Origin of the sequence: Arthrobacter sp. 2MCAF14, from assembly GCF_052115645.1 — a bacterium.
GTDB lineage: Bacteria > Actinomycetota > Actinomycetes > Actinomycetales > Micrococcaceae > Arthrobacter.
The window spans coordinates 14,024-27,666 of sequence record NZ_JBFRHB010000045.1 but is presented as its reverse complement, the minus strand read 5'-3'; the positions used below and the strand labels follow the sequence as shown (position 1 = coordinate 27,666).

Sequence of the window (13,643 nt, the reverse complement as noted above, 5' to 3'; positions counted from 1 at the left end):
TGCCGTGTCCCGGGGCGTGTTGTTGCTGCTTCGGTTCGTGCTGTCCAGCCTTTGAGTTCTTTGGTGTGGTTGCAGGCTTCGCACAGGCCCGCCCCGTTCGTCAGGCTCGTTGTGCCGCCGTCGTGCCAGGGGATGATGTGGTCGAAGTGCCTGATGGGTGCGTCGCAGTAAGGGGTGCGGCAGGTGTCGTCGCGGGCCTGGATGAAGCGCCGCATGCCTGCCGGGAAAAGCCGGGCACGGGAATCGGTGGCGACAAGGTCCCCGGTCCCGGGGGCGGTGTAGAGGCGCCGGAGCCAGACCTTCAGATCCTGGGGCTGCCGGAGCTCGTGGCCGGGCTGTTTGTCTCCGTCTTGGCTACCTTCTGCTTGGCCCTGGTCCCCGGTGATGGGCAGTGTCCGGGCCCAACCTGCGGGGACGATCCCGTAGCCGGGGAGCCGGGCGGGTTCGGCATCGCCCTGGAAGAGGGTGCGGTCGGTCATGACGAGCTGGACCTCGACGCCGGTGATGCCTGCGGGGGTGCCGGTGGTGCGTTCGACGAGGGTGTCGGCCATGATCTGTCCCCGGGTCCGGGTCTCCCCGCTGGAGCGCAGCGAGTCGGCGTGCCGGGTCAGGGCCGTGTGCACGGCGACGCCCTGGGCGACGGGGGAGCAGGGCGGTCAGGTAGGTCATCGTGTCCGGCGCCGGGCGCAGGCTCACGTGCCGTTCGGTGGCGGCGTGGCTGGCGCGCTGGGTGACCGAGCGGGGGTCCCGCCGGTAGGCCGCGGTCCTGGCCGCGGCGATGATGGCCTTGTCTCCGGCGCCGTCGAAGACTCCGGTGTCGGCGGCGAGTTCCTCGTCCACGGCGCAGCGGTCTTCGGCGGACAGGCAGGCCGTTTCCTTCACCAGCAGCGTCGCCCGCCATTCGCTCAGCTGCCCGGTCTCGAGGGCGGCGAGGGTGTGCGGCATTTCGCTCACGAGGGCTTTCGCGAAGCCGGAGAGCCGGGATCCGCGGGCCGGGGATTCCCGCCGGGCCAACGCAATCTGGGCTCCGACCCCGCGTCCCTGCTCGTTGGCCGGTACACCCGCCGCCGCGTCGGCGCTGCGCTGTGCGGTATCGAACGCGACCGCGATCCTCGCCTGCGCAGCCGCGGCCGCGGACTTCAAATCCTCAAGACCACGCAACTGGTCTATCAACTCGGCGCTGCCGGCCAGTTCGGTGCCGCCGGCCAGTTCAAACGGAGCGGTCGGGCGAAGAGACTTCACTGCGTCGATCAGGTCCTGCACCCGGACGCACGGGACAGCAACACCGGGCACAGCCTCCGGACCCGCCCCGCCCGAAGGCGCGCTTGATCCGATCAGCTGTGTTCCCCGGTTCCCCGCCATGACCAAAGCATTCCAGAGGGGTACGACATTTTTAGCTCGCGGAAACCCTCCCGGACAAAATCCCCGAAAATCAACGGAACTTTTCAGCAGGAATCGTCGGCAGCTCGGTGAACCACGCTGAGTCGATGGACCCCACCAAACGAGCCCCGCCTCCTACGCCGTGGACCCGCGCACCACCAACGAACTCTCCAGCGTCAGTTGCGGCTGTTCCAGCTCACGCCCTTCCATCAGCGCCCGGAGTTGTTCGCCGGCCTTGAGCCCCAACGGAGTGGCCGGCAGATGCACACTGGTCAGGCTCGGGTTGCTCGTGGCCGAATACGGCAGGTCATCGAAGCCGGCAACGGCGAGTTCCTCCGGAATCCGGACCCCGGCCACTCGGGCCTCCTGCAACACGCCGTAGGCATGGGTGTCAGTTCCGCAAACGACGGCGGTGACCCCGGCGCGCTGCCAGTCCGGCCACGCGGCGGCGAAGGCAGCCGCGGCGGCGCCGACGTCGATGGTGGTACTGATGATGTGCGCGTCCGCAACGGAAATCCCGCAGGAATTGGCTTCATCCAGGAACGCCGCCCGGCGCACCTCGAAGGTGGCCGTGCCGGTCACGCTGTCCACGTAGGCAACTCGCTTGTGCCCGGAGGCCGCAAGGTGCGCGGCCAATTCACGGGCGCCATGTGCGACGTCGAGGTTGACGGACGGAGCATAGGCTTCGAGGCCCGGCGCATCGAGAAGGACCAGCGGCCCGGCAACCGAAAGATCCTCCAGGAAGCTTGCGTTGGGTGCGTCCACCAGCAGGCCCGCAGGGCGAAGGGCCAGGAGCTTTCGGACGTCCTCCGCGCGGGGGAACTCACCGGCATCGGTCACAGAGAGCAGCAGTTGGTACTCGGAGCCGAGCGATTCCCGGACTCCGGCGATGACTTTGGCGAAAAAGGGGTTGGAAATGTCCGGCGCCACAAGGATCACGATCGAGCTCACGCCCTTGGCCAAAGAACTGCCGATGCCATCCACCACGTAGCCGAGTTCGGCGATGGCCTGGCGGACCCGCGAAATGTTGTCGTCGGACACTCTGCCCTGGGTTTTGCCGTTGGCAACCAGGGACACCGTCGCAGTCGAGACCCCTGCCAGGGAGGCCACCATCGCTGCGGTGACGCGCTGCGTGCGGCTTGAGGCCCGATGCACTGGTTCCGCGGATTCCATACAACGATCGTAGCGGGAATCAAGCCCTTCCCACGCCGCAAGGCATCAAGCGCTTGACGCCATCTGCGTTAAGCGTTTGACGTGACACACAAACCAGTGCCAGAATTCCCCTGAATGCTTTAGCACCCTGCCTCGGCAGGCCCCAATGACGTGGAGATGAACATGGACCCCAACACCATGACCCGTGAACGCAAGAAGATCATCCTGGATTGTGATCCCGGGCATGACGACGCCGTGGCCCTGCTGCTGGCCCACGGCAACCCGGACATCGAACTGCTCGCCGTTACCACGGTGGTGGGGAACCAAACCCTAGAAAAGGTCACCCGAAACGCCCTGTCCGTGGGCACCATCGCCGGCATCACAGGTGTTCCCTTTGCCGCCGGCTGCGACCGCCCACTCGTCCGCTCCATAGAAACCGCGCCGGACATCCACGGCGAAACCGGCATGGACGGGCCCGAACAGCCCAAGTCCGCCATCGAGCTGGACCCGCGCCACGCCGTCGACCTCATCATCGAAACGATCATGGCGCACGAGCCGGGCACCGTTACCCTCGTCCCCACAGCGGGACTCACAAACATCGCCATGGCCGCCCGCAAGGAGCCGCGCATCGTTGAGCGCGTCAAGGAAGTTGTCCTCATGGGCGGGGGCTACCACGTAGGCAATTGGAGCGCCGTGGCGGAATTCAACATCATCATTGACCCCGAGGCCGCACACATCGTCTTCAACGAAAAGTGGCCCGTGGTGATGGTCGGTTTGGACCTCACGCACCAGGCGCTGGCCACTCCCGACGTCGTCGAGAAGATCGCCGCCGTGGGCACCAAGCCGGCCAAGTTCGTCATGGAACTGATGGAGTTCTTCACCAAGACCTACAAGGATGCACAGGGCTTCGACTATCCCCCGGTGCACGATCCCTGCGCCGTGGCCTACGTCATCGACCCCACCGTGATGACTACCCGCAAAGTCCCCGTCGACATCGAACTGCAGGGCAAGCTCACCCTTGGCATGACCGTGGCAGATTTCCGCGCCCCCGCGCCGGCCGACTGCCACACCTCCGTCGCCGTCGACCTTGACCACGAGAAGTTCTGGAACCTCGTCACCGACGCGATCATCCGCATCGGGGAGCCCGACGCCGGCGCTCCCGCCACCATTAGCGGCGACGCCGCCGCCGTCGCCAGCATCGCCGGAGAGGCCAAGTAAATGACCACCCTCATCAACGAAACCAAGACCAACCGCGGCAACGTCGCGGCCCTCATGGTGGCCCTGCTGGCCGCCTGCGTAGCCTTCCAGCTCAACGCGTCCATGCTCAGCCCGGCCTTGGTCACGATGGGAAACGAGCTCCACACGGACCAGGCAGTCATCGGCCTCTCCCAGACCTGGTTCTTCACGGCCGCAGCTTTGTTCTCGCTCTTCCTGCCGCGCCTGAGCGACATCGTCGGCCGCAAGAAAATCCTCCTCGGCATGATGCTGCTGATGGCCGTCGGCTCGGTCATCGCAGCCATGGCCCCCGACGTTACATGGCTCTTCGTGGGCCGCATCGTCCAGGGCGTCAGTGGCCCCACCGTGCCGCTGTGCCTCATCATGCTGCGCTCCGCGGTCAATAACCCGCGCAAGTACGGAGCCTTGATGGGCCTCATCACGGCAGTCAACGGCGGCGTTGCGGGCGTCGACTCCTTCGTGGGCGGTTACTTCGCCGAGCACTTCGGCTTCCGCAGCATCTTCTGGCTCATGGTCGGCCTCGCAATCGTGGCCACGGCCCTGGTCGCCATCCTTGCTGGCGAGAGCAAGCCCGCTGCAGGCACAACCATGGATTGGCTCGGCGTGTTCTTCATAGTCATCGCGGTGGGCGCACTCCTGACAGCCCTCAATGAGGGGTCCAAGCTGGTCGGCGCCTTCTCTTCCGGAACGCTGACGCTGGCCATCGGGCTGATTGTGGTCGCTGCTGCCGCGTTCGCCGCGTTCTGGACAGTCGAGAAGCGATCCAAGGAACCGATGGTGGAAACCGTCCACCTGCGCCAGCGTTCCACCTGGGCGCCGCTGCTGACCACCACCCTCGCCATGACCGGCATCTTCGCAGTCATCAACGGCATCGTCCCGGCCTACGTCCAGGCCGCGGCACCGGGATTCGGGGTTGGCCCCACCGAGATGTCCCTCATGATCCTCACGCCGTACGCCCTGCTCGGCTGGGTATTCGGACCCATCAGCGGCCGGCTCGCCCCGGTGCTCGGCTACACCAAAGTCCTCCGCATCGGCATGCTGGGAAGCATCGCGGCCCTGGCCGTCATCGCGTTCTTCGGACTCGGCAGCCTGCCCCTCATGATCGTGGGAACGGCCTTGCTCGGCATCATGTACGCCGGTACGGTCAACATCATGCTCAACGGACTCGGAGTTGTCCTCTCCCCCGCCGGCAACCCCGGCTTCCTGCCCGGAATGAATGCCGGAGCCTTCAACCTCGGCGCTGGCCTGAGCTTCCTGGTGCTGCCGGCGGTCCTTGTGGCGACCTCGGCGCTCGGCGACGCCAAGGCCTCGTACTTGACGGTCGTCGTCGTCGGCCTCGCCATCACGGTCGCCGCTTTCGCTGCCTCGCTGCTCATCCCGAAGCCCCTCGAAGCCGAGGTTGAAAAGTGAACCGCCGGATCGTCGTCGTCGGGTCCTTGAACGCGGACCTGACCATCTATTGCGAGCGGCTCCCGCTCCCCGGAGAAACCGTCCACGGCTACGGTTTCGCGGTCAATCCCGGCGGCAAGAGCGCCAACCAGGCCGTCGCGGCGAGCAAGTTGGGCGGCACGGTGAGCCTGATCGGTGCGGTCGGAAACGACCCCAACGGTGACATGCTCCTTGCCTCCACGCAAGGGGCCGGCGTGGACGTTTCGCGCGTCCGCCGTTCCGCGGATGTCGCCACCGGCGTCGCGGTCATCGCGGTAGACGCGAACGGTGAGAACAACATCATCATTTCGGCAGGCGCCAACGGAACGCTCGCCCCGGCGGACGTGTCAGCGGACGCCTTCGACGAGGCCGCGGTGCTCTGCCTCTGCCTGGAGGTCAGCCTCGAAACTGTGGAGGCTGCCGCCAAAACAGCGCACGACGCCGGTGCAACCGTTCTGTTGAACCTCTCGCCGTACGCCGAGATCCCGCAAAGCCTGGCCGCCTTGAGCGATGTCCTGCTGGTGAACGCCCACGAAGCGTCCATGTTCCTGGGCGACGCCGAAATGCCGCACCCGGGGGCGCATGCAAGCGCCTGGGAGTCGGTCCGAAGCCAGTTCGCCGAGCGCGGATTGCAACGGGTATTGGTTACCCTCGGCTCCCACGGCTCGGTGGTGTTGGATTCACTCGCAGCATCCGGGGAACAGATCTCCCGGATCGCACCCACCAAGGTCAATGCCGTGGATACGACCGGTGCGGGGGACGCCTTCACCGGTGCCGTCGCTGCCCGCCTCGCCGCGGGCGAAACCTTGGCAGAAGCCGCGGCGTTCGCTTCGGTTGCCGCAGCGCTCGCCACCACCAAGAAGGGCACGCAGGCCGCCTACCCCGGCGCCGAGGAAGTCCTGGAGCACTTGCGGATTTCCTGAGCCGCAGCCCGCGCTTTTACGCCTCCACCAGCGACTTTACAAATCCTGTAATCTCCTTTCCTTTTTGACTAGCCAAGACAGGGTGGCATCCCCCATGCTTGCTCCATGTACTCAGCGTCGAGCCCATACCGCATCATCACCGTATGCACGGGAAACATCTGCCGCTCACCCATGGCGAAACTGATGTTGACTGAAGCGTTCGACGCCGGAGGGCTGGGTGGAGCGGTTGTTGTGGACTCCGCGGGAACTACGTCTTACGAGGCCGGGCACCCCATCGATCCACGCGCAGCCCGGGTCCTTTCGGCACATCGCATCCGCTCCGAGGGTCACATTGCCAGGAGCTGGCGCCCGGAGTGGTTCCGGGAGCGGGACCTGATTTTGGCCCTCGACGTGGATCACTATGGCTGGCTGCACGAGGCCGCCCCGGATTCGGAAACACTCGCCAAGATCCGGATGCTGCGCAGTTTCGACCCAGCCGTTGTTGGCCGGAGCACCCTGGACCTGGGCATCGAGGATCCTTGGTATGGGGGCCATCACGATTTCGACGTGACCTGGGACCTCATTCGCGCGGCCGTCCCTGGCATCGTCGCGCACACGCGGGAAGCCCTTGCCGCGAGGCAGCACGCACAGCAGCACGATCCGCAGCAGGTACGCTCTATTTCATGACCCCAGCACCCGTGATCATCGCCATCGATGGCCGGTCCGGCGCGGGAAAGACTACTCTCGCCGTCGAACTCGCCGCCCGCCTACGCATGCATCACAAGGTGTCGTTGTTCCATCTTGAGGACATCTATCCGGGCTGGAACGGCCTTGCCGCGGGCGTCGAGCGGTACGTCACCACGGTCCTGGCACCGCTGCGGCACGGCGACGCCGCCGAGTGGGTCAGTTGGGATTGGGAGAAACACTACGACGGCCGCAGCCATGTGACGCTGCCTGCCGAACTCGTCATCGTCGAGGGCGTCGGTGCCGCCGCGAGTGCGGCCCGGCCCATGCTGGACGCCGTGGTCTGGGTAGACGCTCCCGACGACGACCGCAGGCACCGTGCGATGGCCCGCGACGGCAGCAGCTACGAGCCGTTCTGGGACAGCTGGGCGGCGCAGGAGGACGAGTGGCTGGAGTCCGACGACGTCCTCGACCACATCGACGTCCGGGTGCTGAACCGGGCGGATGGCAATGCCCCAGATGACGCCCTGCAGGCGCTGAACTACCTCCCTGCTCTCTCCCCTGTGCTGGCTCCCGAACTCTCGGCACGCCGCGGCTTACAGCTCAAAGCCGAACGGATCGACGCCACGCCGGACGCCGCGGCGCTGTTCCAAGCGCTGTACGCCAAGTCCGCCAACGCCGTCTGGCTCGATTCCTCCAACACGTCCTCCAACAGGGACACAGCCAGCGACGCCGGATCCTCCAATGCGGCGACCGAACGCAGCCGCTTCAGTATCCTCGCGGACGACGGCGGCTCCTTCGGTCAAGCTGTAATGCATAGTTCCGGAGCCACCCGGCTGAGCGCCGGATGCGCCACCGTGGAGACCACGGGTCCCTTCTTCCGCTGGCTGGACACCGTGTGGGGCCGCAGGGCCTTGAGGGCGCCGGAAGGCTACGACTGCGAATTCACGCTCGGCTGGTTGGGCTACCTCGGCTATGAATTGAAGCGGGAGACCGGTGGCAGCGATGTCCAAGCCGGCACTCCGGATGCGGCGTTGCTTTTCGCCGGCCGGGCCGTCGTGATCGACCACCGTGACGGCGCCGTCTGGCTGCTCGCCATCGAGGCTCCCGACGCCGGCGAATGGCTCGGGATTGCGCGCGAGGCCGTGCTGTCCGCGGCGTCGGCACCCCAAGCGGCGGGAGCGCCGAGGCACTCGGCCGGGGATCCCGCCGTCGGGAGCCGTACGGTGGCGCTCGAGTTCTCCAGCCGCGACACCGAGGACGAATACAAAAGCAAAATCACTGAGGCCCAGCACCAGATCGCCGAGGGCAACACGTACGAGGTCTGCCTGACCACCACAGTGACGGCGCCGGATCCCGGGATGGACCCGTGGGAGAGCTACCTCGCGCTGCGCAAACGCAACCCGGCGCCGTTCGCGAGCTACTTGCGGTTCGGCGATATGACGGTCGCGAGTACCTCGCCGGAGCGCTTCCTGCGGATAACTTCCGACGGCGGCATGCGGGCCGAGCCGATCAAGGGCACGAGGGGCCGGGCCAACGATCCCGCCATTGACGAGGCCCTGCGGCGTGGCCTTGAATCCTCGCTCAAGGACCGTGCCGAGAACATCATGATCGTGGACTTGCTCCGCAACGACCTCAGCCACTTCGCCGTGCCGGGGTCAGTGACCGTCAGCCGGTTGTGCCAGGTGGAAAGCTATGCCACGGTGCACCAGATGGTGAGCACCATCGACGCCCGGCTGCGCCCCGGAGCACCCCGGGCCGAGGCCGTGGCGGCCGCGTTCCCTGCCGGGTCCATGACAGGCGCCCCGAAGATCAGCACCATGGACATCCTTGACGGGCTCGAATCCGGACCGCGCGGGGTCTACTCCGGCGCGATCGGGTACTTTTCGCTCAACGCGGCGACGGACCTCGCCGTCGTGATCCGGACTCTGGTGATGGGTCCCGACGGCGACGGAGGACGCACGCTCAGTCTCGGCGTCGGGGGCGCCATCACGGCGGACTCCACGCCCCAGGACGAATACGACGAAATCCGTACCAAGGCGTTCGGCGTGCTCTCGGCCCTCGGCGCGGAGTTTCCCACTACCTGAGAGTCAGTCGTGCTCCTCCGTGCGGGCGCGGACTGTCCGGGGATCGTTGCGGGTGATCGTGTAGTAGATCAGGCTGGCCAGGATTGCCCCCACGAACCAGGAATACGGGCCCAGCCCCGAGCCTCCCGGGAGGAAAGTCTGCAGTGCCGGCACCAGGGCCAAAACACCTGCGACGACGGCAGCCGGCACCAATGCGGCGACGGCCTTGAGGTTCCAGCCCTTGGTGTAGAAATAGAGGCCTTTCTCGTCCTCGTGGTACAGGTCCGAGACCTTGCATCGTTGGTGCCTGATGCGGAAGAAGTCCGTGAAGATGACCCCGAACAGCGGACCAAGCAACGCGCCCAGGCCACCCAGGAAGTACACGATCACTACGGGACTGCTGAAGAGGTTCCACGGCAGGATCACGATTGCGAGTACTGCACTGATGAGACCGCCCCGGCGGAAGTCGATCCGGTGCGGGGCCACGTTGGCCAGGTCGTAGGAGGCCGAAACGAAGTTGGCCACCACGTTGATGCCGATCGTGGCCACCACAAACGTGATGGCGGCGATGATGGTGATCCACGGATTCTTGATCGCCTGGACGATCGCCACGGGATCGGTGATCACCTTGAACATGTCCTGGCCGGCGTACTGCTCTGCGGTGAAGTAGGACGCCGCGCCGGCCGTGACTACCACTGTGACCAGGGCGAACGCGATGAAGTTCACGGGCAGGCCCCAGAAGTTGCCGCGAAGGATGGTCTTGCGGTCCGGCGCGAACCGGGAGAAATCGCAAAAGTTCAGGAGCAGCGCAGCGAAGTAGGTGACTGTGAGGGCGATGGCCGAGAAGAACTGGGTCAGGGCCGCCGGGCCGTCCAAAGGCGCGACGCCGGGGATCGAGAGGCTGAACTTGTTGCCCGCTTGCGTCAGGATGTAGATCGCGAGCGCGAACATGGCCACCCAGATGGCGGGACCGGCCCAGTCCTGGAACTTCCGCACCGTCTCCATGCCCCGGCGGATGACCAGCAACTGGACCGCCCAGAGGACCAGGAAAGCCGCCCAGCCGACAGGCGTCAGGCCAAGGATACGTGGCACGTCCGGACCGTCCAGCGAAGTCAGCTGGGGCCACACGGAAAACAGCAGCACCAACACGGCTTCCGAGGCGAGCCAGGTCTGGATGCCGTACCAGGCAATGGCGATAAGTGCCCGGATCAAGGCGGCCAGGTTGGCGCCGAAGAGGCCGAAGGACATCCGCGCCAGGACCGGATACGGTACGCCGGTTTTCTGCCCCGCCGTCCCGGCGAAGTTCATGAGGAAATAGACCAGGGTAATGCCGAGGACCAGGGCCAGGAAGACTTGCCAGCCCACCAGGCCGGTGATGAAGAGGCCGGCCGCGAAAGTGTAACCGGCGATGCTGTGGACGTCGCACATCCACAGGGCGAAGAGGCTGCGGACCCTCCAGTTGCGTTGCCGGGCCGGTGCGAGGTCCGCGTTCCACAGCCTGTCGCTGACCAATCGTCCCTCCGCCAGGATTCGGACTTTTTCAGGGTATTCGTCTCCAGGCTCGGGCGGTGCCTGCACAGCCGGGGATTCGTTTTTCCGCGCCATGATGCCTCCGAAGAACGCTTCCAAACATGCTTGGAATTCCAGAATCGCCCCATTGCGGCTGGAAGGAAAGCCCCCTTGGGAGTGCTGGCACGTCGCCGCGTTAGCATTGGTCCAACCACGTCTTACCAGGAGGGTGAATGCCGTACATCGTTGACTTCGAGAAAGTTTCTACTGCCGGGCTGGAATCGTCTCCGGTTGCCGAGGCGCTTGCCGGGTTGCGCGCCAACGAGGGCCGCTACTACCGGAACAAATACGACCACGTCTTCACCGTGAGCCCGGCCAGCGAGGTTCCGGAGGTGGTCGAGCGGGTGAGCCGCATCCTGAAGGAGGAGCGCGACATCGTCATCAGCTCCCGCCCGCTGGAAGCAACTTCCTTCGACGTCGACGGTTTGCGGATGGCGTACGTCTTCTACGAGTCGGGACTGTCGATCAACGTCATGTACAGCATCGAGGCCGGCGGGAAGCGAGCGGTCGGATTCAAACTCGCCGACGGCATGGAGATCCCGGAAGAACTGGCGTCACGCTTCAAATTCGCTCGCCAGAAGTCGAAGCTGGCAGGCGTTATTCGCGGCTCTTTCTTCGTGATCAAAGGCAAGTACTGACCCTGTTCACGGCATCCAAGTAGACAACACTCTACTTAGGAAGCCTACTGATTATGTACCGTGGCAACCATCCTGTTCATTACTGCCCGGGATCGGTGCGGGGAAAGACCGGCCGGGCGGTTGAGGCAAGGCCGTGCCGGTTACCACCGGGAATGTCGTGCCGTCACAAAAATTGGGGTTGATAAATGAAAAAAGTGCTCGCACCGCTCGGGATTCTCTTTGCTGCCGTACTGGCGCTGACCGGCTGCGGGGGTCCCGCGAATCCGGGGAGCGCCGCCGCTTCCTCCTCGACACCAACTCCTACGCCAACACCAACTCCTACGCCGAAGACGTACACAAACGAGGAACTCGCTTCGATCGTCGCTCAGTTGAAAGACGAGCAGGGCAAGCCGTTGACCGTCGTGCCCGCTTCGCAGATCGACCAGGGCATGATCGCGGCGAAGCAGTTGCTCGCGTCCGCCGTCATCACTCCCCCGGCATGCGCAGCCTTGGCGAACAACAGCGCGCAGGTCCCGGAGGGGGGCGACGTATGCCGCTGGGCAGAGCATTTCGGCCGCGGATAAGTCCGTCACCGTGATCACTGCCCTGGCGGTGAAGGATCCCAGCGTGCTGGCCGGTCAGACGAAGAAGGCCACTGATGCGCTGGCTCAGTGTTCGACCTTCACGATCGAGGTAGGGGGGCAGAAGGTCACGACCCAGACCCAGCCGTTGCCGCAAAAGACCAGCGGGGATCAGTCGACGGGAGCGTTGAGCACCCAGGTCCTGCCCTCCGGCCAGAAGGTGACCACACTGACCGTGACCGGAGTGAAAGGCAATCTCGGGGCCACCGCGATTAAGACGGGCACCGCTGTCACTGCCGACTCCGCGGCGGACCTGGTCAAACTCGTCAACGCCGTCCTCGGCTAGCAGTCGGCGTAAGCAGTCAACTCATGCGCCGAGATTCAACATTTCCACATAGCGGTCGATCATCATGTGTTGACCCTTGATCTGGGAGATCAGCTCCGGGCTGGCGATCTCGCCGTCGGGCAGTTGGCCCGAACCGCCGGTCGGCCCCAACGGAAGGATGATGACCGGCTTCGACGGGGCATAAGCGGACATCTCTGCCGAGCCGTCAATCTGGGCTTGGATGTTCTTGGCAACCACCGCGGCCTCGCGTCCCGCGACGCCCGCTTTGTTCACGTCGATCGCCGAAATGTCGCCCAAGGCGTAGACGTTCTCGAAGCCCGCGACGCGGAGTTCGGGGGTGACGTCCAGGTAGCCCTCGGCGGTCCGTGCCGCCAGGAGGTCTCCCGCCACATAGTCCGTCTGCGGTGTTATTCCGTAGCAGCGGAACCAGATGTCCGCCTGGATGTCAGTACCGTCCGTGGTGCTGACCGTAAAGGTGGCGAATTCACCCGCAGGAACCGACGGCAACTGGACCAACGGATTCCCCAGGATCCGCCGTACGCCGAGTTCATCCAGCTGCCGGTTGACCTCAATCCGCAGCCGTGGATCGTACGGCCCTGGCAGGATGTCCGGCGCCAGATCCACCATCACGATGTCCTTCTCCGGCCATGCCGCCGCGATCTCGCCCGCGAATTCAAGGCCTACAGCCCCGGCGCCCAGCAGCATCACCCGGTCGGCGCGTTTAAGGTCGTTATGTGCTGCTTGGTAGCGGGCGATGGCGTCAGTGGTGACCATTCGATCGCTCTTGGCCGGGAAGGGGTAACTGGAACCACTTGCCAGCACAATGTAGTCCGGTGCCAGGCTGGCACCCGAGGCCAACTCGACCGTGTGCCCGTCCACCCGGACTGCGCGGTCCCGGAGTACCGTGCCGCGCACCAGCAGGCGGTCATAGGGAAGGAACATCCGCGGCAGGAAATCGGTTTGGACCACCGATCGGAGGGCAGCAATGTTGTGTACGAAAGCGTCCTTGGGCTCCACCAAGGTAACCGTCGCGTGTTCGTCCAGGGCCTTGGCTACGGAGATCCCGCCGTAGCCTCCACCGATAACCACCACAGTGGGGTGCGGAGCCTGATCATTCATGGCAACTCCTTAGGTAGAAAGCTCACGCTGCTCGGCTCGTGCCGCTCAGATCGTTTATGAAGGACAACGATTGTGAATGATCAATAATTTCCTCAGTGATAAGATTTTGCTGATGAGTTCTTCGGCAGCGGGAAAGCAACTGGGGTTTCTCTTGGCGCGCCACGGGCGCATCATGAATACCCGCCTCCGCCAAGCGCTCGACTCCTCCGGGCTCAGCCCAAGGCATGCCGTGTTGCTGTGCCAGCTTGAGGAGTCCGGGCCGCTCAGTCAACAGGGCCTGATCGATGTTCTCTCCATCGACGCGAGCGGACTGGTGGCGGTCCTGAACGATCTTGAACGCGAAGGGCTGGCGGAACGACGCCGCGATCCCGCGGACCGTCGTCGTCATATCGTTGAAATCACCGCGGCAGGCAAACACGCGGTGGCGTCCATTGAAGTTGCGGTGGCCGACGTCGAGCAGGAGGCCTTTGCGGGGTTCTCGGCCGATGAGCTCCAGCAACTCCATCGGTTGCTGTCGAGGGTCCATACCGAACCCGCGGACGAGGCCTGCGCCGAGGACTGAG

12 protein-coding genes and 1 pseudogene are annotated in these 13,643 nt (G+C 65.0%); 9 read left to right on the top strand and 4 right to left on the bottom strand.

Translation table 11 applies throughout. From position 1 onward, the window contains the following. Both AB4074_RS21720 and AB4074_RS21715 read right to left on the bottom strand, forming a co-directional pair. Positions 1-1,362 (bottom strand): annotated as a pseudogene (locus AB4074_RS21720) (HNH endonuclease); the annotation flags it as partial. A gap of 153 nt (positions 1,363-1,515) precedes the next feature. Continuing rightward, positions 1,516-2,493 (bottom strand): LacI family DNA-binding transcriptional regulator, encoded by a 978-nt coding sequence (locus tag AB4074_RS21715; RefSeq protein ID WP_441415250.1) that lies wholly within the window; start codon positions 2,491-2,493, stop codon positions 1,516-1,518. A gap of 222 nt (positions 2,494-2,715) precedes the next feature. Here AB4074_RS21715 and uriH point away from each other — a divergent pair, with 222 nt between their 5' ends. The 5 genes from uriH to pabB all read left to right on the top strand — a co-directional run bounded on the left by uriH (position 2,716) and on the right by pabB (position 8,869). Further along, positions 2,716-3,750, top strand: a complete 1,035-nt coding sequence (gene uriH / locus AB4074_RS21710) for a uridine-preferring nucleoside hydrolase UriH (protein ID WP_441415249.1) — start codon at positions 2,716-2,718, stop codon at positions 3,748-3,750. Beyond that, positions 3,751-5,178 (top strand): uridine transporter UriT, encoded by a 1,428-nt coding sequence (uriT, locus tag AB4074_RS21705; protein ID WP_441415248.1) that lies wholly within the window; start codon positions 3,751-3,753, stop codon positions 5,176-5,178. Continuing rightward, a complete protein-coding gene (locus AB4074_RS21700) occupies positions 5,175-6,119 on the top strand; it encodes a ribokinase (protein ID WP_441415247.1) in 945 nt (314 codons plus the stop codon). The genes uriT and AB4074_RS21700 overlap by 4 nt, the downstream gene beginning before the upstream one ends. 105 nt (positions 6,120-6,224) lie before the next feature. Next, complete coding sequence (locus AB4074_RS21695) at positions 6,225-6,785, top strand: low molecular weight protein-tyrosine-phosphatase (RefSeq protein ID WP_441415246.1); 561 nt, start codon at positions 6,225-6,227, stop codon at positions 6,783-6,785. Beyond that, on the top strand, positions 6,782-8,869 hold the full coding sequence (gene pabB, locus AB4074_RS21690; RefSeq protein WP_441415245.1) for an aminodeoxychorismate synthase component I: 2,088 nt from the start codon (positions 6,782-6,784) through the stop codon (positions 8,867-8,869). Before AB4074_RS21695 ends, pabB begins: the two co-directional genes overlap by 4 nt. Positions 8,870-8,872: 3 nt before the next feature. On the opposite strand, the gene AB4074_RS21685 is transcribed toward pabB, so the two are convergent. Next, positions 8,873-10,453 carry an NCS1 family nucleobase:cation symporter-1 gene (locus tag AB4074_RS21685; RefSeq protein ID WP_441415244.1) on the bottom strand — a complete coding sequence of 527 codons (1,581 nt, stop codon included), beginning with the start codon at positions 10,451-10,453 and terminating at the stop codon, positions 8,873-8,875. Positions 10,454-10,590: 137 nt separating this feature from the next. Here AB4074_RS21685 and AB4074_RS21680 point away from each other — a divergent pair, with 137 nt between their 5' ends. The 3 genes from AB4074_RS21680 to AB4074_RS21670 all read left to right on the top strand — a co-directional run bounded on the left by AB4074_RS21680 (position 10,591) and on the right by AB4074_RS21670 (position 11,961). Next, positions 10,591-11,055 carry a phage tail protein gene (locus AB4074_RS21680; protein ID WP_441415243.1) on the top strand — a complete coding sequence of 155 codons (465 nt, stop codon included), beginning with the start codon at positions 10,591-10,593 and terminating at the stop codon, positions 11,053-11,055. Positions 11,056-11,240: 185 nt separating this feature from the next. Next, positions 11,241-11,618, top strand: coding sequence for a hypothetical protein (locus AB4074_RS21675; RefSeq protein WP_441415242.1), 378 nt, complete (start codon positions 11,241-11,243; stop codon positions 11,616-11,618). Positions 11,619-11,628: 10 nt separating this feature from the next. After that, the gene (locus AB4074_RS21670; RefSeq protein ID WP_441415241.1) at positions 11,629-11,961 is read left to right on the top strand and encodes a hypothetical protein; all 333 of its coding nucleotides are present in this window, start codon (positions 11,629-11,631) and stop codon (positions 11,959-11,961) included. A gap of 21 nt (positions 11,962-11,982) precedes the next feature. On the opposite strand, the gene AB4074_RS21665 is transcribed toward AB4074_RS21670, so the two are convergent. Next, on the bottom strand, positions 11,983-13,080 hold the full coding sequence (locus AB4074_RS21665) for an FAD-dependent oxidoreductase (protein ID WP_441415240.1): 1,098 nt from the start codon (positions 13,078-13,080) through the stop codon (positions 11,983-11,985). A 112-nt stretch (positions 13,081-13,192) separates the two neighbouring features. Here AB4074_RS21665 and AB4074_RS21660 point away from each other — a divergent pair, with 112 nt between their 5' ends. Next, entirely contained in the window at positions 13,193-13,642 is a 450-nt protein-coding gene (locus tag AB4074_RS21660; protein ID WP_441415239.1) for a MarR family winged helix-turn-helix transcriptional regulator, read from the top strand. Position 13,643: the final 1 nt, after the last annotated feature.

Bases quoted from the DNA above. Each gene is read 5' to 3' on its own strand.
- AB4074_RS21715 (WP_441415250.1), bottom strand. From the start codon at position 2,493: ATGGTGGCCTCCCTGGCAGGGGTCTCGACTGCGACGGTGTCCCTGGTT.
- uriH (WP_441415249.1), top strand. From the start codon at position 2,716: ATGGACCCCAACACCATGACCCGTGAACGCAAGAAGATCATCCTGGAT.
- uriT (WP_441415248.1), top strand. From the start codon at position 3,751: ATGACCACCCTCATCAACGAAACCAAGACCAACCGCGGCAACGTCGCG.
- AB4074_RS21695 (WP_441415246.1), top strand. From the start codon at position 6,225: ATGTACTCAGCGTCGAGCCCATACCGCATCATCACCGTATGCACGGGA.
- pabB (WP_441415245.1), top strand. From the start codon at position 6,782: ATGACCCCAGCACCCGTGATCATCGCCATCGATGGCCGGTCCGGCGCG.
- AB4074_RS21685 (WP_441415244.1), bottom strand. From the start codon at position 10,453: ATGGCGCGGAAAAACGAATCCCCGGCTGTGCAGGCACCGCCCGAGCCT.
- AB4074_RS21680 (WP_441415243.1), top strand. From the start codon at position 10,591: ATGCCGTACATCGTTGACTTCGAGAAAGTTTCTACTGCCGGGCTGGAA.
- AB4074_RS21675 (WP_441415242.1), top strand. From the start codon at position 11,241: ATGAAAAAAGTGCTCGCACCGCTCGGGATTCTCTTTGCTGCCGTACTG.
- AB4074_RS21665 (WP_441415240.1), bottom strand. From the start codon at position 13,080: ATGAATGATCAGGCTCCGCACCCCACTGTGGTGGTTATCGGTGGAGGC.
- AB4074_RS21660 (WP_441415239.1), top strand. From the start codon at position 13,193: ATGAGTTCTTCGGCAGCGGGAAAGCAACTGGGGTTTCTCTTGGCGCGC.